Annotated in this window: 31 protein-coding genes, 38 tRNA genes and 1 other RNA gene; 9 read left to right on the plus strand and 61 right to left on the minus strand. The window is 63.3% G+C overall.

Features of this window, described 5'->3' with window-relative positions; all coding sequences use genetic code 11:
- The 6 genes from ACNAOU_RS23790 to ACNAOU_RS23815 all read left to right on the plus strand — a co-directional run bounded on the left by ACNAOU_RS23790 (window position 1) and on the right by ACNAOU_RS23815 (window position 3,272).
- On the plus strand, window positions 1-426 hold the full coding sequence (locus ACNAOU_RS23790) for a hypothetical protein (protein WP_422758971.1): 426 nt from the start codon (window positions 1-3) through the stop codon (window positions 424-426).
- Window positions 423-641: a DUF2997 domain-containing protein gene (locus ACNAOU_RS23795; protein WP_069695367.1), complete on the plus strand. Its 219-nt coding sequence runs from the start codon at window positions 423-425 to the stop codon at window positions 639-641. Before ACNAOU_RS23790 ends, ACNAOU_RS23795 begins: the two co-directional genes overlap by 4 nt.
- A complete protein-coding gene (locus ACNAOU_RS23800) occupies window positions 638-1,438 on the plus strand; it encodes a ComEA family DNA-binding protein (RefSeq protein ID WP_422758972.1) in 801 nt (266 codons plus the stop codon). Before ACNAOU_RS23795 ends, ACNAOU_RS23800 begins: the two co-directional genes overlap by 4 nt.
- Entirely contained in the window at window positions 1,435-2,055 is a 621-nt protein-coding gene (locus ACNAOU_RS23805; RefSeq protein WP_422758973.1) for a 4Fe-4S single cluster domain-containing protein, read from the plus strand. Before ACNAOU_RS23800 ends, ACNAOU_RS23805 begins: the two co-directional genes overlap by 4 nt.
- 146 nt (window positions 2,056-2,201) lie before the next feature.
- Entirely contained in the window at window positions 2,202-2,708 is a 507-nt protein-coding gene (locus ACNAOU_RS23810) for a hypothetical protein (protein ID WP_422758974.1), read from the plus strand.
- Window positions 2,709-2,801: 93 nt separating this feature from the next.
- Window positions 2,802-3,272, plus strand: a complete 471-nt coding sequence (locus ACNAOU_RS23815; protein ID WP_422758975.1) for a hypothetical protein — start codon at window positions 2,802-2,804, stop codon at window positions 3,270-3,272.
- Between the two features lie 55 nt (window positions 3,273-3,327).
- On the opposite strand, the gene ACNAOU_RS23820 is transcribed toward ACNAOU_RS23815, so the two are convergent.
- From ACNAOU_RS23820 to trxB, 4 genes are all read right to left on the minus strand, one after another.
- On the minus strand, window positions 3,328-3,786 hold the full coding sequence (locus tag ACNAOU_RS23820) for an HNH endonuclease (RefSeq protein ID WP_422758976.1): 459 nt from the start codon (window positions 3,784-3,786) through the stop codon (window positions 3,328-3,330).
- 114 nt (window positions 3,787-3,900) lie between these two features.
- The gene (locus ACNAOU_RS23825; RefSeq protein WP_422758977.1) at window positions 3,901-4,275 is read right to left on the minus strand and encodes a hypothetical protein; all 375 of its coding nucleotides are present in this window, start codon (window positions 4,273-4,275) and stop codon (window positions 3,901-3,903) included.
- Window positions 4,276-4,319: 44 nt separating this feature from the next.
- Window positions 4,320-4,392: transfer RNA gene (locus ACNAOU_RS23830), tRNA-Gln, on the minus strand.
- 7 nt (window positions 4,393-4,399) lie between these two features.
- Window positions 4,400-5,386, minus strand: coding sequence for a thioredoxin-disulfide reductase (trxB, locus tag ACNAOU_RS23835; protein WP_422758978.1), 987 nt, complete (start codon window positions 5,384-5,386; stop codon window positions 4,400-4,402).
- A gap of 138 nt (window positions 5,387-5,524) precedes the next feature.
- Here trxB and ACNAOU_RS23840 point away from each other — a divergent pair, with 138 nt between their 5' ends.
- A complete protein-coding gene (locus ACNAOU_RS23840) occupies window positions 5,525-6,091 on the plus strand; it encodes a hypothetical protein (RefSeq protein ID WP_422758979.1) in 567 nt (188 codons plus the stop codon).
- A 6-nt stretch (window positions 6,092-6,097) separates the two neighbouring features.
- On the opposite strand, the gene ACNAOU_RS23845 is transcribed toward ACNAOU_RS23840, so the two are convergent.
- The 47 genes from ACNAOU_RS23845 to ACNAOU_RS24075 all read right to left on the minus strand — a co-directional run bounded on the left by ACNAOU_RS23845 (window position 6,098) and on the right by ACNAOU_RS24075 (window position 18,750).
- Window positions 6,098-6,553, minus strand: coding sequence for a hypothetical protein (locus ACNAOU_RS23845; protein ID WP_422758980.1), 456 nt, complete (start codon window positions 6,551-6,553; stop codon window positions 6,098-6,100).
- 76 nt (window positions 6,554-6,629) lie between these two features.
- A tRNA-Ser gene (locus tag ACNAOU_RS23850) sits at window positions 6,630-6,719 on the minus strand.
- A gap of 14 nt (window positions 6,720-6,733) precedes the next feature.
- Window positions 6,734-6,814 (minus strand) — tRNA-Cys (locus ACNAOU_RS23855).
- Window positions 6,815-6,851: 37 nt separating this feature from the next.
- Window positions 6,852-7,238, minus strand: a transfer-messenger RNA (tmRNA) gene (gene ssrA / locus ACNAOU_RS23860).
- Between the two features lie 23 nt (window positions 7,239-7,261).
- A tRNA-OTHER gene (locus ACNAOU_RS23865) sits at window positions 7,262-7,347 on the minus strand.
- 194 nt (window positions 7,348-7,541) lie between these two features.
- Window positions 7,542-8,237, minus strand: coding sequence for a hypothetical protein (locus tag ACNAOU_RS23870; RefSeq protein ID WP_422758981.1), 696 nt, complete (start codon window positions 8,235-8,237; stop codon window positions 7,542-7,544).
- 91 nt (window positions 8,238-8,328) lie between these two features.
- Window positions 8,329-8,401: transfer RNA gene (locus ACNAOU_RS23875), tRNA-Arg, on the minus strand.
- 24 nt (window positions 8,402-8,425) lie between these two features.
- Window positions 8,426-8,497 (minus strand) — tRNA-Gly (locus ACNAOU_RS23880).
- Window positions 8,498-8,509: 12 nt separating this feature from the next.
- A tRNA-Gly gene (locus ACNAOU_RS23885) sits at window positions 8,510-8,580 on the minus strand.
- A 179-nt stretch (window positions 8,581-8,759) separates the two neighbouring features.
- A tRNA-Phe gene (locus ACNAOU_RS23890) sits at window positions 8,760-8,832 on the minus strand.
- A gap of 45 nt (window positions 8,833-8,877) precedes the next feature.
- Window positions 8,878-8,951, minus strand: a tRNA-Pro gene (locus ACNAOU_RS23895).
- Window positions 8,952-8,987: 36 nt separating this feature from the next.
- The gene (locus tag ACNAOU_RS23900; protein ID WP_422758982.1) at window positions 8,988-9,149 is read right to left on the minus strand and encodes a DUF4236 domain-containing protein; all 162 of its coding nucleotides are present in this window, start codon (window positions 9,147-9,149) and stop codon (window positions 8,988-8,990) included.
- 46 nt (window positions 9,150-9,195) lie between these two features.
- Window positions 9,196-9,284: transfer RNA gene (locus tag ACNAOU_RS23905), tRNA-Ser, on the minus strand.
- 14 nt (window positions 9,285-9,298) lie between these two features.
- A tRNA-Pro gene (locus tag ACNAOU_RS23910) sits at window positions 9,299-9,372 on the minus strand.
- 67 nt (window positions 9,373-9,439) lie between these two features.
- Window positions 9,440-11,011 carry a hypothetical protein gene (locus tag ACNAOU_RS23915; protein WP_422758983.1) on the minus strand — a complete coding sequence of 524 codons (1,572 nt, stop codon included), beginning with the start codon at window positions 11,009-11,011 and terminating at the stop codon, window positions 9,440-9,442.
- A 99-nt stretch (window positions 11,012-11,110) separates the two neighbouring features.
- A tRNA-Thr gene (locus ACNAOU_RS23920) sits at window positions 11,111-11,183 on the minus strand.
- 10 nt (window positions 11,184-11,193) lie between these two features.
- A tRNA-Pro gene (locus tag ACNAOU_RS23925) sits at window positions 11,194-11,268 on the minus strand.
- 40 nt (window positions 11,269-11,308) lie between these two features.
- Window positions 11,309-11,383, minus strand: a tRNA-Thr gene (locus tag ACNAOU_RS23930).
- Window positions 11,384-11,459: 76 nt separating this feature from the next.
- Window positions 11,460-11,535 (minus strand) — tRNA-Val (locus tag ACNAOU_RS23935).
- A 113-nt stretch (window positions 11,536-11,648) separates the two neighbouring features.
- Window positions 11,649-11,722 (minus strand) — tRNA-Val (locus ACNAOU_RS23940).
- A gap of 153 nt (window positions 11,723-11,875) precedes the next feature.
- Window positions 11,876-11,950 (minus strand) — tRNA-Leu (locus ACNAOU_RS23945).
- Between the two features lie 10 nt (window positions 11,951-11,960).
- Window positions 11,961-12,034 (minus strand) — tRNA-Met (locus tag ACNAOU_RS23950).
- Window positions 12,035-12,051: 17 nt separating this feature from the next.
- Window positions 12,052-12,125, minus strand: a tRNA-Arg gene (locus tag ACNAOU_RS23955).
- A 10-nt stretch (window positions 12,126-12,135) separates the two neighbouring features.
- Window positions 12,136-12,211: transfer RNA gene (locus tag ACNAOU_RS23960), tRNA-Glu, on the minus strand.
- A 19-nt stretch (window positions 12,212-12,230) separates the two neighbouring features.
- Window positions 12,231-12,303: transfer RNA gene (locus ACNAOU_RS23965), tRNA-Glu, on the minus strand.
- A 14-nt stretch (window positions 12,304-12,317) separates the two neighbouring features.
- A tRNA-Arg gene (locus tag ACNAOU_RS23970) sits at window positions 12,318-12,390 on the minus strand.
- A gap of 7 nt (window positions 12,391-12,397) precedes the next feature.
- Window positions 12,398-12,473 (minus strand) — tRNA-His (locus tag ACNAOU_RS23975).
- Between the two features lie 27 nt (window positions 12,474-12,500).
- Window positions 12,501-12,573: transfer RNA gene (locus tag ACNAOU_RS23980), tRNA-Thr, on the minus strand.
- A 26-nt stretch (window positions 12,574-12,599) separates the two neighbouring features.
- Window positions 12,600-12,674 (minus strand) — tRNA-Asp (locus tag ACNAOU_RS23985).
- Between the two features lie 169 nt (window positions 12,675-12,843).
- A tRNA-Asn gene (locus ACNAOU_RS23990) sits at window positions 12,844-12,916 on the minus strand.
- 20 nt (window positions 12,917-12,936) lie between these two features.
- Window positions 12,937-13,010, minus strand: a tRNA-Ile gene (locus ACNAOU_RS23995).
- Between the two features lie 210 nt (window positions 13,011-13,220).
- Window positions 13,221-13,295: transfer RNA gene (locus ACNAOU_RS24000), tRNA-Lys, on the minus strand.
- Between the two features lie 29 nt (window positions 13,296-13,324).
- A tRNA-Lys gene (locus ACNAOU_RS24005) sits at window positions 13,325-13,397 on the minus strand.
- Between the two features lie 5 nt (window positions 13,398-13,402).
- Window positions 13,403-13,927 (minus strand): HAD domain-containing protein, encoded by a 525-nt coding sequence (locus ACNAOU_RS24010; protein ID WP_422758984.1) that lies wholly within the window; start codon window positions 13,925-13,927, stop codon window positions 13,403-13,405.
- Window positions 13,928-14,041: 114 nt separating this feature from the next.
- Window positions 14,042-14,114, minus strand: a tRNA-Ala gene (locus ACNAOU_RS24015).
- A 67-nt stretch (window positions 14,115-14,181) separates the two neighbouring features.
- A tRNA-Ala gene (locus ACNAOU_RS24020) sits at window positions 14,182-14,254 on the minus strand.
- An 82-nt stretch (window positions 14,255-14,336) separates the two neighbouring features.
- Window positions 14,337-14,423: transfer RNA gene (locus ACNAOU_RS24025), tRNA-Ser, on the minus strand.
- A gap of 15 nt (window positions 14,424-14,438) precedes the next feature.
- A tRNA-Ser gene (locus ACNAOU_RS24030) sits at window positions 14,439-14,529 on the minus strand.
- A 39-nt stretch (window positions 14,530-14,568) separates the two neighbouring features.
- Window positions 14,569-14,654, minus strand: a tRNA-Leu gene (locus ACNAOU_RS24035).
- 160 nt (window positions 14,655-14,814) lie between these two features.
- Window positions 14,815-14,898, minus strand: a tRNA-Leu gene (locus ACNAOU_RS24040).
- 1 nt (window position 14,899) lies between these two features.
- Window positions 14,900-14,973, minus strand: a tRNA-Met gene (locus tag ACNAOU_RS24045).
- Between the two features lie 2 nt (window positions 14,974-14,975).
- Window positions 14,976-15,057: transfer RNA gene (locus tag ACNAOU_RS24050), tRNA-Tyr, on the minus strand.
- A gap of 183 nt (window positions 15,058-15,240) precedes the next feature.
- Window positions 15,241-15,313, minus strand: a tRNA-Trp gene (locus ACNAOU_RS24055).
- Between the two features lie 449 nt (window positions 15,314-15,762).
- The gene (locus ACNAOU_RS24060) at window positions 15,763-16,338 is read right to left on the minus strand and encodes a hypothetical protein (protein ID WP_422758985.1); all 576 of its coding nucleotides are present in this window, start codon (window positions 16,336-16,338) and stop codon (window positions 15,763-15,765) included.
- 62 nt (window positions 16,339-16,400) lie between these two features.
- The gene (locus ACNAOU_RS24065) at window positions 16,401-17,663 is read right to left on the minus strand and encodes a Fic family protein (protein WP_422758986.1); all 1,263 of its coding nucleotides are present in this window, start codon (window positions 17,661-17,663) and stop codon (window positions 16,401-16,403) included.
- A gap of 253 nt (window positions 17,664-17,916) precedes the next feature.
- A complete protein-coding gene (locus ACNAOU_RS24070) occupies window positions 17,917-18,447 on the minus strand; it encodes an RDD family protein (protein ID WP_422758987.1) in 531 nt (176 codons plus the stop codon).
- Window positions 18,448-18,606: 159 nt separating this feature from the next.
- Complete coding sequence (locus tag ACNAOU_RS24075) at window positions 18,607-18,750, minus strand: hypothetical protein (RefSeq protein WP_422758988.1); 144 nt, start codon at window positions 18,748-18,750, stop codon at window positions 18,607-18,609.
- Between the two features lie 42 nt (window positions 18,751-18,792).
- Here ACNAOU_RS24075 and ACNAOU_RS24080 point away from each other — a divergent pair, with 42 nt between their 5' ends.
- Window positions 18,793-19,365, plus strand: a complete 573-nt coding sequence (locus ACNAOU_RS24080) for a hypothetical protein (RefSeq protein WP_422758989.1) — start codon at window positions 18,793-18,795, stop codon at window positions 19,363-19,365.
- A 60-nt stretch (window positions 19,366-19,425) separates the two neighbouring features.
- Here the strand turns inward: ACNAOU_RS24080 and ACNAOU_RS24085 are convergent, their stop codons facing one another.
- The 7 genes from ACNAOU_RS24085 to ACNAOU_RS24115 all read right to left on the minus strand — a co-directional run bounded on the left by ACNAOU_RS24085 (window position 19,426) and on the right by ACNAOU_RS24115 (window position 23,200).
- Window positions 19,426-20,049, minus strand: a complete 624-nt coding sequence (locus ACNAOU_RS24085; RefSeq protein WP_422758990.1) for a hypothetical protein — start codon at window positions 20,047-20,049, stop codon at window positions 19,426-19,428.
- A 46-nt stretch (window positions 20,050-20,095) separates the two neighbouring features.
- Window positions 20,096-20,710 carry a hypothetical protein gene (locus tag ACNAOU_RS24090; RefSeq protein WP_422758991.1) on the minus strand — a complete coding sequence of 205 codons (615 nt, stop codon included), beginning with the start codon at window positions 20,708-20,710 and terminating at the stop codon, window positions 20,096-20,098.
- On the minus strand, window positions 20,707-21,123 hold the full coding sequence (locus ACNAOU_RS24095; RefSeq protein WP_422758992.1) for a hypothetical protein: 417 nt from the start codon (window positions 21,121-21,123) through the stop codon (window positions 20,707-20,709). Before ACNAOU_RS24095 ends, ACNAOU_RS24090 begins: the two co-directional genes overlap by 4 nt.
- A 26-nt stretch (window positions 21,124-21,149) precedes the next feature.
- Window positions 21,150-21,539, minus strand: coding sequence for a hypothetical protein (locus tag ACNAOU_RS24100; RefSeq protein WP_422758993.1), 390 nt, complete (start codon window positions 21,537-21,539; stop codon window positions 21,150-21,152).
- 133 nt (window positions 21,540-21,672) lie between these two features.
- The gene (locus ACNAOU_RS24105) at window positions 21,673-22,077 is read right to left on the minus strand and encodes an NUDIX hydrolase (RefSeq protein ID WP_422758994.1); all 405 of its coding nucleotides are present in this window, start codon (window positions 22,075-22,077) and stop codon (window positions 21,673-21,675) included.
- The gene (locus tag ACNAOU_RS24110; RefSeq protein ID WP_422758995.1) at window positions 22,074-22,328 is read right to left on the minus strand and encodes a hypothetical protein; all 255 of its coding nucleotides are present in this window, start codon (window positions 22,326-22,328) and stop codon (window positions 22,074-22,076) included. Before ACNAOU_RS24110 ends, ACNAOU_RS24105 begins: the two co-directional genes overlap by 4 nt.
- Window positions 22,329-22,330: 2 nt before the next feature.
- A complete protein-coding gene (locus ACNAOU_RS24115; RefSeq protein WP_422758996.1) occupies window positions 22,331-23,200 on the minus strand; it encodes a hypothetical protein in 870 nt (289 codons plus the stop codon).
- A gap of 188 nt (window positions 23,201-23,388) precedes the next feature.
- Here ACNAOU_RS24115 and ACNAOU_RS24120 point away from each other — a divergent pair, with 188 nt between their 5' ends.
- Window positions 23,389-23,883 carry a hypothetical protein gene (locus ACNAOU_RS24120; protein ID WP_422758997.1) on the plus strand — a complete coding sequence of 165 codons (495 nt, stop codon included), beginning with the start codon at window positions 23,389-23,391 and terminating at the stop codon, window positions 23,881-23,883.
- An 8-nt stretch (window positions 23,884-23,891) separates the two neighbouring features.
- Here ACNAOU_RS24120 and ACNAOU_RS24125 read toward each other — a convergent pair whose 3' ends face one another.
- The 3 genes from ACNAOU_RS24125 to ACNAOU_RS24135 are packed head-to-tail and all read right to left on the minus strand — an operon-like array spanning window position 23,892 to window position 25,112.
- The gene (locus ACNAOU_RS24125) at window positions 23,892-24,443 is read right to left on the minus strand and encodes a hypothetical protein (protein ID WP_422758998.1); all 552 of its coding nucleotides are present in this window, start codon (window positions 24,441-24,443) and stop codon (window positions 23,892-23,894) included.
- Between the two features lie 59 nt (window positions 24,444-24,502).
- Window positions 24,503-24,655 carry a hypothetical protein gene (locus ACNAOU_RS24130; protein ID WP_422758999.1) on the minus strand — a complete coding sequence of 51 codons (153 nt, stop codon included), beginning with the start codon at window positions 24,653-24,655 and terminating at the stop codon, window positions 24,503-24,505.
- A gap of 55 nt (window positions 24,656-24,710) precedes the next feature.
- Window positions 24,711-25,112, minus strand: a complete 402-nt coding sequence (locus ACNAOU_RS24135) for a hypothetical protein (protein ID WP_422759000.1) — start codon at window positions 25,110-25,112, stop codon at window positions 24,711-24,713.
- Between the last annotated feature and the right edge of the window lie 13 nt (window positions 25,113-25,125).

Here is a 25,125-nt window from a genome sequence, read left to right on the forward strand (position 1 = left end):
ATGAGTCTCGAAGTTCTCCTCATCCCACTTGGCATCGCGGCCATCGCCGCCATCCGGGAAGCAAAGAGCACCGATCTGTGCGAGAAGTGCAAAACAACCCGCATCACCGACCAGCAACTTCTCGAAGACGCCCTGGTGGCGATGGGTGCGACCGAGCTGAGCGTGGCCGAAGGCCGCGTCACCGGCAACAGCCCCTACGGACGCATCACGTTCCAACGCATCGGTGAGACCTTCCTTGGCAGGGTCGATCACGACGAACAACAAACCGGCAACCTGCTGGCCGCCCTGGACTTGAGTGTCGGTGCGCTATTGCAGCAACGCACCATCGAGTCCCTCCATGCCCGTGCAGCGGAAATGGGCATGGTCCTCGTCTCCCAAACGAACGCAAATGGCGAAGTCCAGCTCGTCTTCGAAGAGGCATCATGACGCAGAAGAAAACCATCACCATCACTGTCTCGGCGACCGGGTCCATTACCGCTGAAGCGCACGGCCCGGGACCCAGCTGCACCGATGAACTCGCCGCCATCCAGGCCCTTCTCCCGAATGCGGTCATTACCGACTCACGGCTGACGCCGGCGTACTACCAGCAGGCCACCACCGACCAGACGACATACCAGTATGAAAATGAGGCAGACCGATGACACCCGAAGAAAAACTCTGCTCGCGTTCCTGGCGCCTGCGCAACAGCGCAGGCGTCCTCTGGAGCATCCTCTCCTTCGGACTTCTCACCGGAGTCAATTTCCTCATCCGCGGCGTGAAATCCAAGAACAAACTCTGGATCGGCATGGGCATCGGCTTCCTCCTCGTGGGGGTGGGCGTGATGGTGACCTCAAGCATGATCGACTCTGGGACCAAAGCCGCACCCAAGTCCTCTCCTGAACTCACCATCTGGGGCTGGGTGATGTTCACCTCCTTCATCGGCGGGGTGATTGCATCATTCGTCACGAATAAGAAGTGGCTCATCTGGAAAGCACACGTCGACGACCGGAAGTGGTACGCCAAGGCAGGAGCCTCACAGCCTACAAGCAACACCTCCCCCGCCCATGGGTACAACCCCAACGCTGCAGCAGCGGCCTTCGCAACACCACCGGCACCAGCGCCTCATACCCAGCAGCCGACCTACGTGGCACCCGCAGAGTACACCAGCCCGGCCGCCGCGCCCGGCGAAGGCATCAACGTGAACACGGCGACTCCGCAGGAGCTCGTCACGGCACTGGGAGTCGACAACGAGACAGCAAACCGGATTGTCGGCACCCGTCAGCAACTTGGCTCCTTCACCTCATTCGAGCAGCTCATCTCCAAGGCACAGGTGCCGCCGCACCTACTGATCCCGCACCGGAACAAGCTCACTTTCGGTGCCGTGCAGGCCTCCCCAGCTCCCTCGGCGCAGCAGCCGGCACCCCAAAGCAACCACAGCGCCCGAAGGCTCGACATTTGATCAACGAGCCGATGCTCCGCGTAGGACGCGTCCTGCACGGCACCACGGCTGAAGGCCCGGGGTTGCGGACTGCCATCTGGTTCCAAGGCTGCAGCATCAAATGCAAAGGCTGCATCAACCCCCACCTGTTCAGTTCACGCGGGGGAACCCAACTGCCAGTGGCCGGGATCATCAAAGACGCCGTCGCCGCCGGTGTCGAAGGCCTGACTCTGATCGGTGGTGAGCCGTTCGACCAACCCAATGCAGGCCACGCGCTGGCTACGGCCGCACATGACGCCGGCCTCGGGGTCATTGCCTTCTCCGGATACGAATACGAGACCCTCCGCGACCGGGACGACTCCACGCGAGCCTTCTTGGCCGAGGTGGACCTGCTCGTCGACGGTCCCTACCAGGATTGGAACCCCGAAACGGAGCGTGCTCTCGTGGGTTCCGGGAACCAGCGCTTCATCCACCTGACTGACCGATACCGGAACTACCGTCCCGAGCTTGTTCGCAACAGGATCGACATCCGTGTTGGCCCGGACGGGACCATCAAAGTCGCCGGCTTCCTGGACTCGGCTTCACTTGAAGAACTCGGCGGGCTGACCAGCTCCACCCGTACGCTTCGCAGGGGATGATCAGACCCGGTCAGGCTTAGGCGGCGGGACGAGCATCAGGGTGAGCCGTTCGGGCATGACTGGCTAGGGTACGGTTCGAGGCGCGCGGATCGACATAAACTGTGCAACTTCCATCTACGATCCGATGATCCGGGTAAGTTGTCCGGGTGGACATTCATACACTGACTGTACAAATCCAGGACAAGTACCGCCGAGAACTGGCCGATTTTCGCAAAAAAGTCCTGGGACCGGAGGGCCGGTCGCATGCTGGAAACCAGCACGAATCAGGACGCGAGCTCCCCCGCTTCGGGCCGGTGCGGACCTTGACGGACTCCAAAGTAGACCTGACTATCGTTGCTGACACCGCAGACCTGGACTGGTTCGCTGAAGACCCGTCCCTGGTCGGCCAGCGCTGCATCACCATCTCCCTCGCCGGCCACCACCGGCTCATGGGAAACCGCACCTCCCTGCCGTCCGGAGAAAGCGATGCCTGGGTTCAGGCCATCCTCGGCGACGGTTGGACCGAACACGTCTACAGGGCCGGAACACTCAGCGGTGTGGCCGGACGCGTCAGCACCGTCTACTACCGGCTGTTCCTCGACGCAGACTCGAATCCCCGTGTCCGTCCGGACACCTTCCGAGACAAGGAACTACGCCCCCTGCGGGACCTCTGAGTCTTGGGCCGGGCCTGCGTCGGGGCCCATGGGCAGCGTACCTACGCATGTTTCTTGATGAAGGCTGTTTCCCGTCCTGATCGAAGGAAGCTCATGAAGAAACTCGCATCGGTTGCTTTCGCGGCGGTCACGCTGGCGCTGGTTGCCGGCTGCTCCACGCCCACAGCAGCTCCCCCGCCCGTCGAACCGAACCCCTCCAACACGGCTGATCCCCATTTCGGCAGCGCCGCCACCGACGGGCCAAAACCGAACAAGACGCTCTGGGACTACCAGAAGCCCGTGATGAAAGAGAAGACGTTCTACGCCGAGGCGCGCAAAGACACGACGACCCTGGACTCGATCGAGAACGACAAGCTGACTGTCATCTCCCAACTTTCCTGCGCCACTGTGGCCAACGGCGAAACCGGGAAAGATGCCTTGCTCCAGCAGGCCCTGACGGCCGCCACCGGATCGACCGACGCCGTGACACCCGCGGCCGCCAAGGACCTTTCCGGTCTGCTGACCGTCGGGGCGAAAAACTACTGCCCCGACCTCAGTGCGGAGTTCTCGAAGATCCTCGCGTAGTTTCTGGACTGCTGAACACGGAAGGGCCCCTGGATCTGATGCCAGGGGCCCTTCCTTATGCCAGGAGTGCGTAGTCGAAGTCCGGCAGCAGCGGCGGCCGCTCCTTGGGAACATAGGGCGTCAGGAGCAGCTTCATGCCGGCCTCCGCCGGGGTCCGGTCAGCCTTCCGTTGGTTGCAGGCGAAGCAGCAACCCACGAGGTTCATCCACGTGTTGCGCCCGCCACGGGACTGCGGGATGACGTGGTCGACCGTCTCGGCCTTGCCCTTCGTGCAGTAAGCGCACCGGCCGTCACGGCGCTTGACGGCATCCTTGCTGCAGCTGGGCCGGGCACGCCAGGTCATCTTGACGTAGCGGATCAGGCGCAGGACCAGGGGACGCGCGAACGGGCCAAAGAGCTCCCCGTCGTCCTTGAGGACTTCGGCAACCCCGCGGTGGACCATCCTGATGGCGTGTTTCAGCGATACCCTGTGCAGGGGCTCGTACCCTGCGTTGAGAACGAGAACGCTCTCCATGACATCCGCGCCCCTTTCCTGTTGTGTTCGCGGCTCCTGCTGTGTCAGCCCGCCGAAGCGGGACACCTACTTTGTGTGCGGGACTCCACAGTGAACGCGAAGCGAGCTGATCTGCTATGCAGCCACCTCAAGGATTTCGATCGGGACGTTGTTTCGGTAGGAGACCTCTGTGGAGGTCTCGGTCGTGCGTACCGACTCTTCGCCCGCCGCCAGCCTGGCCACGACTTCCAGATGGAAGTTCAATGCCCGCAGCAGCTTCTGACAGCCCTGTTCGGCGTCGACGTCCCAGCCCTGCCCAATGAGGTCACATGGGCCACGAAGGGCTCGGACGTTGTCAATGATCGCGTACTCACTGCCTCGGGCTGTGTTTGATGCTGGCCTGGTCAGAATGGTGAAACGGTCGTCCATCGCGCGCACCGTCCACCAGGCCTTCGGACGCGTGCCCTGGCCTAGCCGAACACGGGATCCTTCGTGGAGATTCTGGGTCATTCCGTTTCTGTCATTCGGGAGCTTTCGCCCCGTGGATTTTCACGCTCCGCGCCGAGGGTTTGAACCTCGACCATCCGGTTCCAAAGACCGGCGTGCTGCCAGTTACACCAGCGCGGATCGGCACTTAGGCCGAAGCCGCCTCCAGATGGGCCGGGGCGGACTCTGCCAAGTAGTGTTCGACGTCCTGGGCGGCGACGCAGCCGGACGCTGCGGCGGTGATCGCCTGGCGGTACATGGGGTCGATGACGTCACCGGCGGCGAAGACACCGCGCTGGGATGTTTGAGACGACCGACCCATGACTTTGATGCAGCCGCTGAAGCGGTCCAGTTCCAGCTGACCGGCCACCAGGCTGGTGCGCGGGTCGTTGCCTATCGCGATGAAGACTCCGCTGACGGGCACATGGTCGATGTTGCCGCTGCGGTCAACGGTCTTGATACCCACCACCGCCTCTCCGGCGCCGTTGGCCATAGCGCAGCTCGCAATGGCTGCAATTTCACTCTCGTAGCGTACTCGGACTCTGCCGTGGGCCAGGACACGGTCCGCCATGATTTTCGAGGCGCGCAGCTTGTCTCCGCGGACGATGAGGTGGACGGTCGTGGCAAATTTGGTCAGGAACAGTGCTTCCTCGACGGCTGAGTCGCCGCCGCCCACCACTGCTACCTCCTGGTCCTCGAAAAATGAGCCGTCGCAGGTGGCGCAATAGGAGAGGCCACGACCGGAAAGTGCTTCCTCGTTTGGAAGCCCCAGCTTCCGGTGAGCAGAGCCGGTGGAGATAATCACAGATCGGGCCAGGTAGATTTCGCCGTCGGTGGCGGTGACCTTCTTGACCGGGCCTTCGAGGTCGAGCTTTGTTGCGTCCTCGAAAAGGATCTCGGCCCCGAAGCGCTCCGCTTGGGCCTGGAAGTTCTCCATCAGGTCAGGCCCGTCGATCCCCTCAGGAAAACCGGGGTAGTTCTCGACCGCAGTCGTTTTCATCAACTCGCCACCGGGCTCCAACATGCCGGCCAGGATGAGGGGCTTGAGGTTGGCCCGTCCGGTGTAGATTCCGGCGGTGTACCCCGCCGGTCCGGAGCCGATGATGATGACGTCGTGAATGTGGGTTTCGGACATGGTCCTCTTTCTAAGTCGCTGAAGACATCTGGAAGCACGCGGTCTCCTGACATGTGTCCGGCTTCTGCCTGATTTCTCACCAGCGGCAGTCGGTGCACATAGAATTGACCCAAATTCTCGGGTTACAGGAGTCAAGAGATGGACTTCAAGGATCTGTTCGGGCAGAAGCTGCAAGCCCAGTCTGCGGCCGAGGCAGCCGCTAACGCAGCGGCAGCCGAGGCTGCTGACGCACATGCCGCCATTGTCAGGGAGCTCGAGCCGAAGCTCAGGGCACTGGTCCTTGAAGTATTCGATGCATTGCGGTCTTCGGGTGTTCCGCCTGTGCCGTCAGGGGGAGCCGGTTCGTCTAGTCAGGCCTATGCGCTTGGGACTATTCATTTCAACAGGTGGGGCGATGATCCTTACTGTGACATAGCCATTGACTCCGCAGGCAAAATTGCTCTCCGTCATCCGGTAAAAGCCGACAAAGAGCGGCCGCACACAGTCCGTTCATGCAGCCCGCTGGCGGAGGGATATAGCCAGCTACTGGGCCTTGCTTGTCGAGATGACGAGCCAAGGAACGCGACCCGCGTCCACCTGTCCCAGACAACAGGCGAGCTGATGTTCACGAACCAATACATCGCAGGAGATGACTACCACTACCGGCGAACTTCCTTGGCCGAGCACTTGGCTGAACTCGCGGCGAAGACCGTCGCTGGCAGCTGACTCGTTCTACGCCCACTGGACGTCTCGCCCACGGGTAGAGGAGAACTCGGCGATGGCGCGCAGTTCCGCGAGGCGTCCAGCGAGGTAGCTGCTGCCGCAGCCGGTGGCTCCCTGGGCGTCCTGGACCCGGGCCAGGAAGTTTTCGGCGGTGTCGGAGCCGGAAACGGAGTAGCCGTCCACAGGGTAGCCGAGCAGGCGCAGCAGGGTGACCGCGTTGGAACCGCTGACGCTCAGGCGCGGGGAAGGGTCAGCCTCCAGGGGCTCCACCGACATTCGCATCGCGGCGCAGTACTCACCTCCGCATTGGGCCAGGTGGCCGGTCCCACCGTGGATGTCCAGCTCGGCCTGCAGGAACGACTGGACTGCCCGGTACGAGTCGAAGCGCTGCTCGGTCGGCCCGTGGACGCAAGCGATGGCGAAGGCCGTAACAAGGCCCGGGACGGTGTTGAATGAGACAGACATGGTGGTTCCTTCCGGCTTGAGACCGGGCTTGCCCCGGCAGACTTCATGTGTGCGGAGGAGCCACTGGCTGTCACCGTGGCGGAAGTTGAGGGAGTCGAACCCCCGCGGGCTGTGACACCCGGCTGCTGTTTTCAAGACAGACGCCTTACCACTCGGCCAAACTTCCAGGCATTTCTTTAGAGGCGCCGACGGGACTCGAACCCGCAATGCCCGAAGGCACAGTTTTGCAGACTGCCGGCTTGCCAATTCGCCCACAGCGCCATGAAAAAGCCGGGGCGCTGGTGGGCGCCCCGGCCAGGGGTGGAGGTGGCGAGTAGCGAGCTCGCGTCCATCCGATGCTTCCGGACTCTTCTACGGGTGTAGTCCGCCTTGGTGTTTATCGACCCGGCCGGTTCATGGCGAACAACGAATCGTCCCGGTCTAGCTGCTGATACGAATGCCGGCCCGCAGCGCTGCCGTCATTCAGGTGTCCTTTAGCTGATGCCTAAACCGCGGCCGAAACCATTTGCCTGATGCGGTTTGAGACAGACCCCGATTAGGTCTCCGGCCGACTAAGCGGCGAGAGCGAGGTCAGAGCGAGTTGCGTTGGCATCTCTTGTTGCCCGGATTTTTGAAAGGATTCCCGTGCGCTTCCTTACCCGCTTCTTCCCGAAAGGATCATCGAATGTCGAATCAATTCACCCCCTGGTAGATGACCGAAGTCATCCGTGGGTCCCGTTGGACTCGAACCAACGACACAGCCGACTGAAGGGCGCCCTCGTCGACCGTCGCTCTGCCACCTGAGCTAGAGACCCAGCGCGGCGCCGGGCGCCGAACAGGCCCGTCACCGCTTTGTCCGTTTTGACTACCCAGGATGGACAACTGGGCTTGCTTCACGAACCGCCATTCTCAGGACGTTCGATCGGGCGGAAGCACCCGGTCACGGGCCGTGTTCGGCGGACCTGACTTCTCTCATGTGTGCGGCGGCCGAAAGGTCTCTCCCCGATGCTCAGTCGGCTTTGGGTGCAACGGTGTACTTCTCTGTACCGTCGCCCTCGATGACCCGTTCTGTGGTCGTCGTTATGCTGCGAATGCCCTCGGCGGTCACGATCCGCTGGTGGCTTATCAGGGTGCCAAGCCATTCCCCTTCCGGCGTCGTCACTTCCCGTCCCATGTGGTGGGGCCCAAAGCTCAGCGCTTTCATGGGGCCGGAGTTCAGGATGTGCCTCTTCCTCGGGTGGTCGAGAGTCGGAGCGCAGACCTGACATGTGACATAGCTGTTCAAGGCTTCCACCTCAGCGCGGGTCAGAAGTTCCGGCATCCGGGAGACACCCCGGATCGTTTCCGGGCGGAGCGTCGCGTAGCCGCTGAGGACAAACGACCAGCACTCAACCCGGTCGAGCGTGTGCCGAACATGGTGGCATGACGCCTTGTGGATCCGGCGACCACCGCTTGCTGTGTTCACGAAGACCGGTTCCTCCGACCTCAACTTCTCGTCGACGAATGCCTGCTCGTCTGCGATGCGGGTCTTTAGTTCCTCCATGGTCGGCTTTGGGCCGTAGAAGTCTTCCAGGAGGACACCGTCTTCAGCGCCGATCCACGAGGTCGAACCGGATGAGCGCCCGCCCACGATCTGGTGGAGGAGGTTCAGAAGTTCGTCTGAACTGAGTTGATCCGGGCGGTATTCAACGTTCAGTTCCGTCATTGGGCGCCGCCTTTCATGTGTTCGGCGACCATCATCTCAGGAATTGCCCAACAGGGTCGGGCCTGAGACGCTTCCCGCGCGCCATTCGTTGTGCCCCCGGCAGGATTCAAACCTGCGACCCGCGGATTAGAAGGCCGCCGCTCTATTCGCTGAGCTACGGAGGCGTGACGGCGCACAGGGCACCTTCGAGCGGGAGACGGGATTCGAACCCGCGGCATCCGACTTGGAAGGACGGCGCTCTACCACTGAGCTACTCCCGCATGGGTACTTCGAGCCGAAGACGGGAATCGAACCCGCGATAACAGACTGGCAGACTGTCGTGTTGCCTCTACACCACTCCGGCAATGCATGGTTAGGGCCTTAGCGGGGCCCGACACCTGCCCGGGATCACGTTCCCGTGGACGACCGCATGCCTGGGCAGGTTTTCCCTCATCGGTATTGGGACGCCGTTTATCCGCACCGGCGCAGCACGACCGCTGTTTCGACTCATCGCGGCGAACAAGAAGGGGCGCTACTCCCCCGTGGCTACTCCCAGGATCGAACTGGGGACCTTGCGATTTTCAGTCGCACGCTCTGCCAACTGAGCTAAGAAGCCGAACCGGCCGTGGCCGGACTGATTGCAGGGCTCCAGGCCCCGACGTCGGGATGACAGGATTTGAACCTGCGACCCCCTGACCCCCAGTCAGGTGCGCTACCAAGCTGCGCTACATCCCGTTGGCCGGCACGGACCGGGATCCATGCCGAGTACTGCTAGAGACGCCAGGTAAGACCCTTGCCGAGACGGATGGTGACCTTGCCGCGGCTGTTGATAGTGACCGGTCCTGCCTTGCGCGACGCGGAGATCCCCGACTTGGAAACGTTCAGCCGGATGTTCTTGCCGAGCTTGATGGTCTGGCGGAAACTGAGGCCCACGGGGCTCCTTTTCGGTCGTTGGAACTGCTGGTGATCCTCATGTGTGCGGCGGGAGAGGGATTTGAACCCCCGGTCCGGTTTCACCCGGACAACTGTTTTCGAGGCAGTCACGTTAGGCCGCTCCGCCATCCCGCCATTTTTGTACTGCGTCGGGGTGACAGGATTTGAACCTGCGACCTCGTCGTCCCGAACGACGCGCGCTACCAAGCTGCGCTACACCCCGATAAGGTGACGGCCAGGGAGCCTGCCCGTCACCTTCACCCGGTCCTGGCCGGGAGGTACTGCTGCCGTCAGTTACCGGCGATTGTGTACGCTGACCAGCCGACGCCGACCGTCTTCCTGGCGCCCCAGCTGCTCTTGTTCACTGGGTAGTAGAAGAGGTTTCCGCTGGTGTCACGAGCGGTGATGCCAACCGTGTCTGCACCGTCCCGGCCCAGCGCGGAGCGAATGTGGTTCATCACGTTCCACCCGGTCCCGATGGTCTGCCGGACCTCGGAAATGAACACACCTGCGCCGTTGGTCCGGTACAGCTTCATCTCGCCGGAGGCGTTGCGGGCAAGGACATCGATGGCACCGTCTCTGTCCCAGTCGACGAGGTTCAGGGGCGTGTAGCCCTGCCAGCCAGCGCCTACCTTTACCGGCGCTGCCAGGCCGACGCCGGAAGTGTTGGTGTAGACGAACAGGTCTCCCGTGTTGGTATTCCTGGCGATGATGGAAGGGTACTTGTCTGTGGCGTTCCACTTGCCAACGGCGATGTCGTATGGCTGCCACCCGGAGTCTCCAACCAGGATGTCCGTGAATCCGCCGGAGGAACGTCCCTGCCGGAGGATCAGCTTCCCGTCCTGGTCTTGGACGACCATGTCCTGGATTCCGTCGACGTTCCAGTCGGTCACGAAGAAGGACTTGGGGGCGACAGCGGCCTGGCCGATGGAGCGGCGGGCCTCACCAGCAACAGCGAGAGTGCCGTAGTCCCACAGGGTGCCTCCGGCGTCGTATCCCAAGATGTCCGCCCCGCTCTTGATGGAGGGATTGGACGTCGGTGCCGGAGCCGTCTGGGGGCTGTAGGAGAAGTCGCGAACAGTGACGCTCTCGGGGCTGACGTGGTTCGGATCCCCGCCGCCGCCGGGAGTGACCCACAGATTGAAGTGCAGGGTGGTGTTGCTGGACGGGACGGGAACCGTGCTGCCTTCCAGGACAGTCCGTTTCAGCAGGGTGCCGGTGTAGCTTTCCCCGGCGTAGGTCTCGAAGGTGATTCTGCCCGGCTCCCACACCATTTTGTGGGTTAGTACCTGGTCGTCCGTGGCGTTGAACACCGTGGTGTTGTTGCCTTCTCCTGGAGGCTTCGTCGCATCGAACCAGTACCCGTGTCCCTGGGTAACAGGCCAGGACTGGCCGTAGCTCGCTCCCCCACCCCAGGCCGAGGCTTCACAAAGGTCGATCTCGGAGTACCCCGGTGCGGCATCCGGGTCGTAGCTGAAGAGGCAGCCCCATACGACTTCCTTCTGCAGCAAGTTCAAGTTCTTGGCCACCGTAGTGCTGTAGGTGCCGTACCCCCACCCGCCATGACGAGTGGTGTTGAATTCAGCGCCGACCGGAGAGCTGCCCGTTGGGTTGGTCAGGTTCAAGGTGACGTAGCCGTTGGCATCCGGGTTGGTGACGTTGTTCTTATCGAACATCTGGTTGTACATCGGAGCACCGCTCCACGACCGCTTCTCCCAGTTGAAACCCTTCCAGGCGAAGTCGCCGACCGGGCCGGGGTTGGAATCCATCGGAGTTGTGTCCGCGGCTTGTGCGGCGGGTACGGACATTAGCAGGAGCGCACCGGTAACAAGGCCCACGGCGATCTTTTTCAGGACTGGCAAGGGTTTCCTCTGCATCAGGGCCAGCTGGTGCTGGCGCTGAAGCTAAACATGCGTAGATGAACTCGCACTGTCTGAGGATGATGATGACGGTTGCCAGAGAGCCCCGTGCCGGAATCGAGCCGGCGACCTCTTCTTTACGAGAGAAGCGCTCTACCATCTGAGCTAACGGGGCGGGTCAAACGTCGGGGTGACAGGATTTGAACCTGCGACTTCCTGCTCCCAAAGCAGGCGCTCTAGCCAAGCTGAGCTACACCCCGTTGCACACTTTTGGCCGTAGCCGGGACGTGCCGCCCCAGGAGCCCCCTGCCGGATTCGAACCGGCGACCCTCGTATTACAAGTACGATGCTCTAGCCGTGCTGAGCTAAAGGGGCAACAACACTGATCGGTGTCCTGTGGGCCGACCGCTAACTGGTCACAGCACTTCGGACGGCTGCAGTGTCACAGCCATGGTGCTTGCACAGGGACTTGAACCCCGGACAACCCGCATGTCGAGCGGGCGCTCTGCCAACTGAGCTATACAAGCATGGAGGACCGTCGAGCAGGCCTTGCCGTCAGTCTTCCCGCCGTATCGTGGCGTTACCCCGTCCGCGCTTTTGGCGCCGTCCCTTTCGGGAGGCCTTGGTTTACGGACTCCAGTGCCTGCACAGGGCTTTGAACCCCGGACCTCCCGCGTGTGAAGCGGGTGCTCTGACCGGCTGAGCTATACAGGCAGCAAGCCCATGTTTCATCCCTCAGACGTTGCCCGGCCGGACCGTCTACGGGACTTGGATCGCCAACCTTTTACAATCCTTCGGCTGCGCATAGGCCAACGCAGCGGCGTCCAACATCTTCTATGTGTGCGGAGACTCCAGGAAGTCTCCCCGTGCCCGCCCCCCGGACTTGAACCGGGAACACCTGCATTTTGAGTACAGCGCCTCTACCAATTGGGCCAGGCGGGCGGGACTTGCGTGCCGATGGCTGGGCTCGAACCAGCGACGACCATCGTTATGAGCAATGCGCTCTGCCAACTGAGCTACACCGGCGTGTGCTTTGTCTTGCGTGCGCCCAGAGGGACTCGAACCCCCGACCCCCGGTTTCGTAGACCGGCGCTCTGTCCATCTGAGCTATGGGCGCGTGATGGTGCTGGTAACCCCAGCGGGATTCGAACCCGCGGTGCCGACCTGAGAAGCCGGAGTCGTAGGCCGTTAGACCATGGGGCCAAACTGATGCCGAACTGCGTACCCCCAACGGGATTCGAACCCGTGCCGCCGACGTGAAAGGCCGGTGTCCTGGGCCACTAGACGATGGGGGCCAGATGTTACTGCGTGCCCTCGATAGGAATCGAACCTACGACCTCCTGCTGCGGAGGCAGGCGCTCTATCCCCTGAGCTACGAAGGCGTGAAACTGGGGTGAATGACGGGGCTCGAACCCGCGACCTCCTGTGCCACAAACAGGCGCTCTGCCAACTGAGCTACACCCACCATGAAACGGCGCGGTTTTTGCGCCCGAGCCTGGTACGAGACTTGAACTCGTGACCTCGTCCTTACCAAGAACGCGCTCTACCGTCTGAGCTAACCGGGCAGGTATTGAAGGGGAACTACTCCCCGCGGAATAGACGGGATTCGAACCCGCGGTCTCCCGCGTGACAGGCGGGTGCTCTAGGCCATCTGAGCCACTACTCCATTCCGGGCTCTTACCGGAGGACCGCTATGGGTCCTGCTTGCTTCGCTCCTTCGCCTGGACTTGAGCCAGGAGAACTCCCGGGCCAGAACCGGGCGGGTTTGCCATTTCCCCCACGAAGGATCATCCGGGCTCTTACCGTTCACCCCGCGAGGGATGAGCTTGCTTTCGCTCCCATCACTGGACTCGAACCAGTAACCATCGCCTTAACAGGGCGCCGCTCTGCCAGTTGAGCTAGACGGGACTAGCGGGATCCACCCGCAGTGGCCATCCAGGGACTTGAACCCCGGTCCTCTTCGTTATCAGCGAAGCGCTCTAACCTTCTGAGCTAGATGACCTTGTTGTCCGGCCGGCGGTGCATCCTCTATCGGCACCATTGCTGGCCCGCCCTCACCAGGCTACGAACCTGACTACTCGGCGCCAGCCGGACATCTTTCCAGTTCTGCCCCATGCACCAGGGCGGGGATGTAGTCCCACATCATCAGTGCAACACTCCCCGCCGGCGATCCTCGAGGTTCATCCCGCCTGGCAGGTCGCGCTGCACTTCGTGCCCCCACTCGGACTCGAACCGAGGACCCTTCGCTTAAGAGGCGAATGCTCTAAACCAACTGAGCTATAGAGGCTTCGCCGTCTTTCCGGCTGTCATTCTGCGTGGGCCCGGCGGGGCTCGAACCCGCGACATCCCGATTAAAAGTCGGAAGCTCTACCAACTGAGCTACAGGCCCATTGCCTACGTTCCGATGAACGCTTCGATCTCGGCCAGGTGATCCATGGTGAGACCGTGTTCTGTCCTCGGACAGATCACCAGCACTGGGATCTCCAACGACCCGAGCCACTCAAGCGCCTTGGGATCGGAACGGATGTCGTCGTCCATCCAGACGACGCGGTCCGGCCGGGTGCGGGCGATGTCCTCACGGATTTTGGCCAGCTTCCACCAACTCCAGTTCGCCATGTCGTCCTCTTCGACACCGGGGATCATCTCCCAGGTGCCCGTCAGGCCGATCGTTGGTGCGAGCTGTTCCGGTGCACCTTCCTCCCAGGCCGTCAACCATTTGACGGTGACGTCAGGGTGGGCGGCGATCCGGTTCATCGCCTCGACAGACTCTTCGGCCCAGTAGCCGGGGAACGATCCTGGGATCGTGACCGGGTGCCAAGAGCCGTGCCAGCCGGTTTGTCCGGCCGGCGCCGCGGTGAAGCGGTGGTCAGACCAGGCGACCCAGATGCCGTCCGCGTCGGAGTAAACGGTGGTCTTCACTGCGTTCCCCTTCGGTGGCGGTTGTGCATTGCCGGGCGGCTGGCGGTCCATTTCCAGTGTCCTTCTTAGGGATCTTTTGTCTCCCTGGAATCAATCCGCTGCCCTACCCAGCCGTGGAGCCACGGGGACTCGAACCCCGAACCTTCGCCTTGCAAAAGCGCTGCGCTACCAGCTGCGCCATGGCCCCATTCGGACCGGCGGGGCACCGCCAGTCCTGGTCCTAGTGGATCCCGCGAAGGCCCCTTGTAGACCAGTGGAGCTACGGGGACTCGAACCCCGGACCCCCTGCATGCCATGCAGGTGCGCTACCAGCTGCGCCATAGCCCCAAATCCGGCGGCTCCCACCGCCGGTGTCGGTTATCTTCTGGACCCCATGTGTACGGCGTCCGGAGACTCTCTCACCGGTGAGCGGAAGGTGCGGGGTTCGAACCCGCAAAACGGTTTCCCGTCTTAGCCGATCAGCAGTCGGCCCGCTCCCCAACTTCGCTTACCTTCCATTTTTCTTCCCGCGCGGAGAGGACGGGGATCGAACCCGCAAGCGAAACAAGTCCGCCAACTGCGTTCCAGGCAGTGACCGGCGCCGGCCCTCGGTTGGCCTCTCCAATGTCTAGTGCATTCCTACCTGCTCCCTGCGGGAGCCGTGCCCATCCCCGGACTCGAACCGGGACGCCCCTTACAGGACACCAGCCCCTCAAGCTGGCGCGTCTGCCAATTTCGCCAGACGGGCGAGACACCGGGCGCCAGGCCGCGGGGTGAGCAGTGACTGGCTGCTGTCCACGGTCAGGCCTTGTGGTCGAAGCCACCCGGCGGCGGGTATCTGTTTTACATCGCCCAGGCATGCACCCGCCGGTCAAGGCGTTGCGGTAATGCCGGGACTTGGGCCACCGTGCCCATCCCGAGACTCGAACTCGGACGTCCTTGCGGACACCAGCTCCTGAGGCTGGCGCGTCTGCCAATTTCGCCAGACGGGCGTTGTAGAGGCCGGATTTGAACCGGCGACCTCCTGGGTATGAACCAGGCGAGCTGCCGAGCTGCTCCACTCTGCGAGTGGGAGGTGTCGGATTCGAACCGACGTAGGCTGAGCCAGCGAATTTACAGTCCGCCCCCTTTGGCCGCTTGGGTAACCTCCCGAGAATCCCCGGGCCGAAGAGCGCGGCAATAAGCCCTTCTATTCGTCCCGGGAATTGTTTTTGAGCGCGGAGAAGTAGCATCACCGGAAATGGCGTTCCGGTAATTTCTCCGTCTCTTACTTCACGTTCACTATGGAATTCTCAATCAACAATTGCATCTCCGAAGAGTGCGGTTGTACTGCGCGGGGCGGACAGGGCTCGAACCTGCGGCCTGCGGTTTTGGAGACCGCTGCTCTACCAACTGAGCTACCTCCCCAGAGCCGGACGATCCGGCCGGGCGGCGGTCTGTCTGCGTCCTGATCAGGACGTAAAGAGAGACCGCCTCGGGGTTGGACTTACCCGAAGCGGCCTCTGGTGGACGGTCATGCCGTCAAAACTTAGAGGATACTTCGGTGCCTTGCGTGGTCATTCCGCTGCTGCCAGGTGTTTCCATAGGCTTTCGGGGAAGATTCCAGCGCCGGCTTGGTCGTGGGCAGGACAAAGCCGCGACCGCATACGGCCGAGATGCTGAGCATGGATGATGCGCGCATGGCTTGTCCTTTCCTGAACAATGTCGCTGGCCCGGATGGCCTGCTAAGAAAACTGTAACTGAGAGATCGGGAATTTGTACATTCCAAAATCTCTCAAGGGACTTGATTTGCAAATCCCTTGTCGGAATAGATGTGTGCGGCGATTTCAAAAAGTGTCATCACCTGGGACGGGAAGTCAGAAACCCGATCCTTCGGCTGCGAAGAAGGTTGCGATGCCGCCCAGCAAAGCAGCAATCAGCGCCAGGACATTCGGGTAGGTCAGGAACATCACCGCAGTCGGTGCAAGCCAGAGGTTCTGGACCAGGGCGAGATGGCCTACGCCTCCGGCAGTGTCCAGGACTGAATACAGTCTCTTCTTTTCACTGGGCGCCGGGCCGTAGCGCTTGAGTCCGTGAAGCTTCAAGCCGGAGGCCGACAGTGAGAGCAGCCCTAGGCCTATGACGGTCGCCGCAACGAAGGCCGCAACAGAGGCTGCCGTCCAGTCCCTTCCCATCGTTGACCAAAGGTAGAGAGGAGGTGCTAGCCCTGCCAATGCCAGCAGCAACGCCTTAAGGCTGACGCTGGGGATTATGGCAATGACGATGGCAAGAACCACTGAGTAGATCAGCAAGCCCAGCAGGAAGGGCCACCAGCGGCTAATCCCCTCGCCGAGGGTAAACAAAACCGCAACGACCATCATCGGCACCAAGAGATACGAGCCGGCGGTTACCGCCATGCCAGCACCAAAGACAGCCCCGAGCGCCTTCAACATAGTCTCCCCTTTTTTGAGTTCATACTCTCCCCCCGGGGAAGCCTCAGACAAGGGATTGACGATCAGTGACGGGTGCGGCGTCCGGTTCTGTCGGCGAAGGCGTCAAGCGCGGCAATGATGTCCGGAGCCACCCAGACGCTGGTGCCTCGGATCTTGCCGGCCGGGACCAGGATGCCAGCTGCTTCCAGGCGGTCGATGGCCCGGTAGGCGGTGGCCGTGGCGACCATGGCGTGCTCTTCGAATATCTCCGCTGTGATGGCGGGCTCTTTCGGAAGCAGCCGCAGCAGTTCCCTGACCGAGCGGGGCGCGTCTCCGATCCGCTCCAGATGGTCCTTCTCGGCGGCTTTGATGTCCCCTGCCAGCAGCCGTCCGTTGTCGACGGCCCGTACTGCGGACTCAGCGAACAGCTCCACGATGGGCTGGACGTTCCCGCTTCGGTACTCGCCAAGGGCGTCAAAGTAGGCTCCTGTGTCCGTCAGGAGCCCCGATGAGACCGGGACTGTGACGTTCCGGGTGATGCCCTTGGCCCGCAGCAGCGCGCTCACGATGGCGCGGCCGGTGCGCCCGTTGCCGTCGGCGAACGGGTGGATGGTCTCGAACTGGGCGTGGGCTACCGCGGCCTGGGTCAGCGCCGGGACGTCGTCACGGCGCATGAAGGCGACCAGGTCGTCCATGGCAGGCCCGACGCGGTCCTGGTGCGGCGGGACGAATTCGGCGGTGTGCGGGGAGTTGCCGCGGATCCAGACCTGGGCGTTGCGGTATTCACCGGCGATGTCCCGGTCCGAGGAGTGCAACAGGGCGTGGTGCATGACGGCGATGTTCTCCACCGTCAGGTCCTCGGAGAGGTCGATGGCTGCCTGCAGGGCGCGGACGTTGGAGGCGACCAGGGATGCGTTGGTGCTGGAGGTGTCCCCCAGCTGGGCCAAAGCGATCTTCCGGGCGCCCGCGGTCAGGTTTTCGATCTGGGAGCTGGATGCTGACTCACTGCGCAGCAGCAGCGCCGCGAATGGGGCGGCGTCCCGCCCCAGTTCGGCGTCGAAGCGGACCATCTCGATCGTGGCTTCCTCCACCAGGGCCTGCGTTCTTAAGTCGACGTCCGGGTCCAGGCCGGCGATTTCCGGCACCACGGCGGCCTCGTAGGGGCCGCGGGCCAGCAGCCGCTGCCGGCGGGATGCTCCGCGTTCGGGGTCTGCCTCCCACGGATGCTCCTCGTAGGCGATTCCCGGCCAGGCAGCGCTGGGCAGGGAGATCTCCGACTCGCTGTGCGAAGTGCCCGCGAAGCGTCCTCCGGTGGGGATGCCGCGCGGGTCCCTATCCTGGTTCATAGGTTCCTTTGAGAAAGAGGATGCCTGTTTTTCTCATCCTAACCGCAAATGAGAAGATCGGAGGTGGATTCTTTCATTTAGGCCCGGCGCCCGCCTCCTGGGATGCGTACCAGGCTGCGCGGCTGAGGTGGAGCGCGGTCCACCATAGGCAGCCCCCGATGAACAGGGCGATAAGGCCCTCCCAATGGAGATCGCTTATCCACGTCGCCCCCCAGAATAAGGAGGCCCACGGCCAAAGCCGCCAAAATGTGCCTCACCGACATGGCGGCACTTGCAGCCCGGTAGCGAGGGCGTCGATGGAAATGTGCCGGTCTTTGATCCCAAAGGTGCTGCCGCCGCAGAGGCAGAAGAGGAAGACAACCGGGAGGATCAGGACCCGCAGGACCATCATCCATCCGGAGCGCCAGAACCCGAGGGATCTGCCGTTGTCGATCCGGAGGGTGCGGGTGCCGGCCACGAGCTGGCCGACGGAGCGATGGTAGGCAGTGGTGAAACCGTAGAAGACGGCGGCCACCGGCCAACCCGCCAGTGCCGTGAGCTCCCGCGCGTACGGGAACGGCGCCGGCATAGTAAAGCACAGCGCTATGTACAGTCCCAGCGTGGGCAGGAAGACCAGAACGGCATCCAAGCCCCAGGCAATGAGGACCTCCCGGTCCCGGGCCGGTGCCACAGTCCGGCCATCACCGAGAGTGACCAGCTGCGGCTCAACGAGCGCAGGGGCGGCCGCCTGGGACTCCTTGCCGGCTCCGGTGTCCAATTCGGTGGCTTCGGTGGGCGTAGTCATAAAGGCATCCATTCAAATGAGGTGTGGCCGTGAACTTCAATGCCGGCTGCCAGATCTCCGGGCATGGCAGAGAAGCCCGCTGGGGGATTCGGCATTCCTATGCGTCAACTCCTCCGACGGGCCATGAGCGGCCCTCGACGTCGGCCGGCTGACAGGCGTTCACCGCTCCCGCCAGCGGCGATAGTCCGAGTCGGACGCGAACCCGCCCTGGTTGCCGGTGCGGCCAACGAGAGCGTCCGCTTCCATATCCAGGATGTGGGAGCTGATCTCTGCTGCGGCGTCGTCAGCTGGTCTCCTTTTCACGGCCCGGTGATCACGACACGCACTGCCGCACACATCGCGCGCATGAGCCCCAAACAGAAAAAGGCCGCGATCATCGCCGCAGCGGCAGCGGTCGTCATTCTTATCATCATCGGGATCGCCAGCTGCAGCACCAGCAGCCGGCCCGAGGCCTCGGCAGCCCCGGCAGGTTCCTTCAGCGGCGGGGTTTCGACGCCTTACGCCTCTGGGGCCTGCGTACCGCCCTTGGCCTGCGGTCCCACCTATGCCAACTACGTTCCGCCCTACTACCAGGCACACCCGTCGTTCATCTACTTGACCCCTTACAGCGCCTTCTACACCCCTTTGTTCAACGGCCGGTCCTACACCGCCACCCGGACCCCGGCGGGGAAAGCACCGGTCACGACCCGCACTCCGATGCCATATCCTCCCGGATACAAGCCCGTTCCGGGTGACTTCCAGCCGCCGACCGCGCCGGCTAAGGCCACGCCTGCCGCACCCCGTCCGACCGTTCCAGCACCGGTAAAGTCACCTGCGGACACGACTTCCAAATACACGCCGCCGCCTGCGCCGAAGTACACCGCCCCTAAAAACACGCCTCCCAAGTACACGGCGCCGAAGTCGACCACCCGGAAGTAGGCCGTTCAACGCACGAAGCCCGCCGCTGTTTCAGCGGCGGGCTTCGTTGTTTGGCTCGGCTCAGGAGTGGTAACTGTCCTGAATGAACGTCGCCAGGCGCCGGCGGACACCGGGGTCTGTGTACCCGGAGTATTCAGAGGCCCAGGAGTCGAAGTCATCAGGGTCGATGGCCTCGCCAGGGGCGAAAGTCTCGTAGGTGGTGAAGCTGATGTTTCCGTCTTCATCCACGTGGGCTGTGGTGTCGGGGAGGTGCGAAGCGGGTTTCGGCCCGAGTCCGGCCGCCTCCTCCAGGCCACTTTGTGCCGCCTGGCGGGCCCGGCGGTAGCTCCAGTCGTCGAACTCGTACAACTCCCTGATGTTGGCCTCGGCCGGCAGTGTGTAGCGCATCTCCAGCAGGCGCTTTTCCGGGGCCATCCGGGCCGCTGCGGACGGTTCAATGAACAGCGGCATCGCGGGCTGCCGCAGCGGCCCCTTGTCCGTCAGGGTGATCGTGTCGATTCCGCCGATGCCATGGACATCGCGTCCGATGGTGCGCGGCTGGCCGGGGACGAGCGTGGACAGATCAAGCGCTTGGTCCCTGCTCATGAGGGCGTCCAGAGACAGGGAGGGTTCCGAATGGGCGACGGGGGCGAACTGGCCGCCGACGGGGATGCCCTGTGGCTGACGGGCAATGGTGGTGGTCATGATGTCCTTGCTGAATTGGTGAGGGTTAAGTGTAGGCCGGGGCAGGTCAGCGGTAGACGGCGCCGGGACGGCCCGGCGGGTTCCAGGCAGCTGCGGCGGCGAGGTCGATCGGGCTTTCGTCGACGAACCGGGCGAGCTGGCGGGAGCTGTGTTCGCTGACCAGCTGCTGGGCGGCATCGACGGCGTCGTCTCCGAGACGGTTGCCGGCTTCGTCCTGGACGGATTCGACGTAGATGGCGAGGTTGCCGTCGTCGTAGTCGCGGGCCAGTGTGATCCTGGCTGCCTCGGGGTGCTCGGTGCGGAGTTCGTCGGCGATGTTGCGAAGGTTGGCCCGTGCGGCGGACTCCAGGAGGGCGGAGGCCTCGTCTTCTCGGCGCTGGGCATAGTCGGCGTATTCTTCGCGGCGCTTCACGGCGAAGATTTCGGCGCGCCGTTCCGCCCACTCTTTACGGACCTGCGCGGCGGCGGATTCGTCCGGAGCTTCCTGGGACAGCAGCGGCTGCAGGGCGGCGTCAGTTGCGTCATCGAGAAGCCGAACATCCTTGATGTCAGCGAACCTGTTGGCCGGGGTGTTCAGGGCGATCTCCGGATCGGCGTGCAGGCCGGGGGCGAACTGGCCGCCGGCGGGGATTCCCTGGGGCTGGCGTGCCTGGGAGGTCATGGCTGAAATCCTTCGGTTGTGGCGGCCTGGTCCTTGCGCATCTGTTCGATGTCGCGGCGCAGGGCATTCGGGTCGCCGAAGTACTTGCTTGTGTCGCCGCCGGTGTTGACGAAGTCGCGGTGCTCCTCCGGTGTGAAGCGGTTCTCAAGGTAGTAGGCGTCTTCTGCGGCCTTGCGGATGCCGGGGTGGGAGAAGTCCCCGGTGCGGTCGATGTGGTCGCGGACCGCGGCGAGCTGGTATTCGGTGAGGTCAATGACGGGAGCGCCTTCATCCTCATACCTGTTGGTGACTCGCCGGAGCATGTCTTCCGAGAAGGTGTTGCCGAGGCTGACCTCCGGCTCGGCGTGCGTGTGGGCAGCGAACTGGCCGCCGGCACGGATGCCGGCGGGGACGCGGGTGATTAGCGGGCTCATACCCGCTTTGTGTGCGGCGGTGACGCTCAGACGCCGAGGCGGTCCAGGAAGTCCGGGTGCTTTGGGTCGTTCGGCTCGTAGCCAAGGCGCTGGTCGGCAACGGGGGCGGAGGTCCGCTGTGCCGCGCGGTAGGCGCTCAGTTGCTTGCGGGCCTCGGCTTCGATGGCGTCCTCGACCAACTGTTCGGCGAGGTACTGACCCAACAGGTGTGCTTCGTCTTCGCCGAGCTCTCCGATGGTGTCCAGTGCGGCGTTGACGTTCTCGTCGTTGGATGCTGCGAAGTCGACGAGTTCCTGGTCTCCGTCGCCACGGAGGTTCTCGAAGGCCGTGGGGCAGTCAGCGATGGCCTGGCGGCCGGCGGCGGCGCGTTCGGCAGGGGTGATTACGGCGGGTGCGGAGGCTGCTGTAGTAGTCATGGCGCTTATGTGTGCGGCATGGGAGGAATCCCGCACCGCGGCACATGCGCGCCGGCGACGGCGGAGTGCCCTCATGGCTCCCATTGTCCGCCGGTGGGGCCCTGACGGGTAGTGACCCGGGCCCCGAAGGCTGTCACGGGCAGTTCGGGTGTCCGCCGGCTCCCAGGAGCGTCAGCGCGGCCAGGGTCATGCCGCAGGTGACCGTGCCGCCGCGGATCATGCCGAGGAGTTCGCCGTGGCTGTACCACTCGACCTTGGCGCCGGTTTCATCTTCGACGTGACCGGGGCGGAGGTGCTCCATGCCGTGGACGGTCTTCCAGACAGCCACCTCAGTGGTGAGGATGCCGGTATCAGGCCGGAGGGTGCCGAGCAGGGTCCCGGTCCGGTAATCCAGTCCGGTCTCCTCGACGAGTTCGCGTGCCGCTTCGTCCAGGGAAAGGTCATCGGAGCCGCCCCGCGGGAATTCGAGGGCGAAGTCACCCACCGGGTAGAGGTACTGGCGGACCAGGCCCAGGTGCGCGACGCCGCGGAAGTTCACGAACGGAATGGCGATGACACCGAGGCCGGCGCCGGAGGTGACGGTCGAGTACTGGCCGAGCGCACCGTTGGGAAGCGTACGGTGTCGGTGTCGACCTGGAGGAATTTGTTCTCCAGGACGGTCTTCCCGTCCAGGCGTTCGATGACGCCCGGTACGGCCTCGGCTTGGATTTTGGCGATCGTCTGAGTGATCGGCCCGGGCTGGCCGGTGACCGGGGCGCTGCCAGCAGGAGTGGTGGCGGTGATGGTCATGGTTAGGCCTTTCCGGTGCGGTCGATCGGGGTGTGGCGCCACGCCTGGAGGCGTTGTTCGGCGATCTGTTTAATGAAGACGGTGCCGTAGCCGGCGCCGGCATCGTTGGCGAGGTAGCGGACGTTGGCCGGGTCGGTGGGGTCTCCCCGGTGGGCGATGAGGCCATCGATCCTGGATTCGAGCGGGGTCACGGGGTGGGTCCTGAAATTGGGGTTTTCCTCTTCGCTGACCTCGGGCCGGTGAGCGAAGAGGGAGGCATTGCGTTCGTTGACGATGGCCAGGTTCTTCAGCTGCCCGCGCTGCCAGGATTCCGGCTGTAGCCTGTGGTGCTCCATCATGGGCACGAACCATTCCTCGCTAACATGCGGGAACATCTCTTCGAGGGTGCGCCTGTACTCGTCGGCGCTGGCACCAATCTTCGCCGCGGCCGCCGCGAAGGTGGCTTCAGCAGTGGGGACGTAGTGGCTTTCGACCGCCAGGCGCCGTTCCCGGATGCCCATCAGCTCCCGTGCAACGGCCGCCCCGAACTGGTGGGGCTTGGTATTGCTGTGCCGGATCCGGTCCGTGGCCGCGTCAACGGAGTCGTCCCGTTCTGCCTCGGCGCGGATCGTCTCCCGCTCTGCTTCGTCGTGCACGGCGTTGAAGTCGTCACCGGCAAGGGATTCCTCAAGGGCGATGCGGGCATAGGAACGGCGTTCACCGTTGGAGGGCCGGTCCTCGTAGACAAGCTTGAACCACCGAGCATCCGATGGCACGGAGATGGGCGGGGTAACTGCTGGCCCGGCCAAAGTCGCGCCCGGCTCTGCGTGGGAGGTGGCCGCAAACTGGCCGCCGACTGGCATTCCCTTGGGCTGGCGGGCTGTAGTGGTCACGGGTGCGCCTCCTTGGCTGTGTTCACTGCGGAACGTGAGTCTGTGGTGCCTGATGGTTTCCGGCATCTTGCCGGTGTCCTCTGTGTGTGTGCGGCCGGGAGCAGTTCCGCGCAGGCACCCTGTCCGTAAGGGACCCGTCATTGGGCGTTTGCGTAGATGAGACAACCCTCAGGTGGCATATTTATCGCATGGGCCTGGAGGACGAAATAGTGGCGGCGACGGAGGCGCGGCGCGTCGCGATGGAACAGGAGCAAGAGAGGGAGCGTGAGGCGTCAGTTCCTGCTGTCGAAGACTGGTCCCTGCTTTTGGCCCGGAAAATCCAGGAGAAGTTCCCTGGCCTTCCGGTATGGAATCGCAAGCCCAAAGAGCTCCTGAGGGACCCATCAAAACCGGAACGTGAACTGGTCGGGCGGGGCTGGCACATCTGGGTAACTCACTTTGACGGATGGACGTCGACGACACTCCTGGAGGACGGATCGCTGTGGCAGGGAAACCTGCAAGCAAGTAGCACGTACCACGTCGAAGTCGAACCCTGGATAGATCTGATTGCCCCGGTTGGAACGAACGACTACCGACTCACCGAGTACAGGACGCTGTTCGGTATCTCCGGACTGGCAGCCTTGGCACTGGACCAGGTCATTGAGGATAAGGGCTCGCTGCAGTGGCGCGCGGACCTGACCTAACCCCGGGACTAGGCTGCCTCTTCAAATTTGCCGCTCCGGGCCGCTTGCTCCAATGACCGGCTGATCCTCAGGTGCTGCCGGTCGCATTCAGCGGCCAGCTCCGGGTAGGCGGCCGCGATGACTTCCAGGCAGCGAGTCTTGAGCTCCCTGTTGTACCAGGAACGCAGGTCGGAGGTGGCGAACCGGTTCCTTAGCAGGGCTGCGTCGTACACGGTCCGGTCATGTCGGAGGTAATTCACAGTGAGCCTGTCCACCGTGGCTGGGTGGAGGCGGGGCTGGTCCATTGGCGTGCGGCCGTCGGCGATGGCGAGTTCCCGGTAGCTTTCGTAGGCCAGGGCGCGGAGTTCTTCCAATGATTCATCGCATTGCAGCGTCACCTTCAACGCGCGTGCGGCGCGGATGACTTTGCGCAATTCGGTCTGGCTCGTGAGCCGGACCTCCCGCCGTACCTGCGGGTTGGAGGAGGTGTAGGCGGCGAAGCGGCCTCGTCCCTTGCGGATCTTCTGCACGGTCTCCGGGTCGTCCTGGGCGGCGAACGGGGAATGCTGGGTGATGCGCATGGCGTGCCTCTCTTTGTCTTCGTTTGGAGCCTTCTATGCGGCGATCCAGCTGACGGGGTCTAGGCGGCGGGTACTGTCACTTCTGCCAGCTCGCACAGCGCGCAAAGGGTGTAGGCGCCGTTGTCGTCACGGCATCCTCCGCTGCAGCCGATGCAGAGCAGGGCCCGTTCGCGCAGTGCTGCGGCTGACTTGGAGCTGGTTGCTGTTGTCATGGCTGGGATGTGTGCGGCGCCTCGCTGGTTGGTCATCGGGGCCGGGCCAGGCGGGTCAGGAGTCGGCGATGGCCAGGTGGAACCAGGTCTCGGGATCGTAGGACCAGGAGAGGTCGCGCCCCTCCCATGAAGCGGAGTTCTCCTCGGATGAGGTGCTGAGCGTCATCCGGGACTGGATCTCGCCAGGGACGTGCAGGGCCTCCAGGACGCATTTCACACCGGCAATGGGTGCTCCGGCTGCTTCGCCGGGTCCCTTGGTGTCAATGGTGAGGGAGGTTCCGGCGTCGTTGAGCTGCACGCCCTCGGTGAGGCCGCACCCTGTAACGGCGCCCTCGAGGCCACCGGCTATCCGTGTGGGCTGGCTTGGGACCGGCTGCGGTGCTGGGCGCGTGGCACATCCTGCAAGGACGACCCCGATGAAAATCAGCGTCAGGGCGTGGCGGGTGGGTACGAGCATGGTGAGCCTTTCG

Source organism: Paenarthrobacter sp. C1 (assembly GCF_049315185.1).
Taxonomy (GTDB): Bacteria; Actinomycetota; Actinomycetes; order Actinomycetales; family Micrococcaceae; genus Arthrobacter; species Arthrobacter nicotinovorans.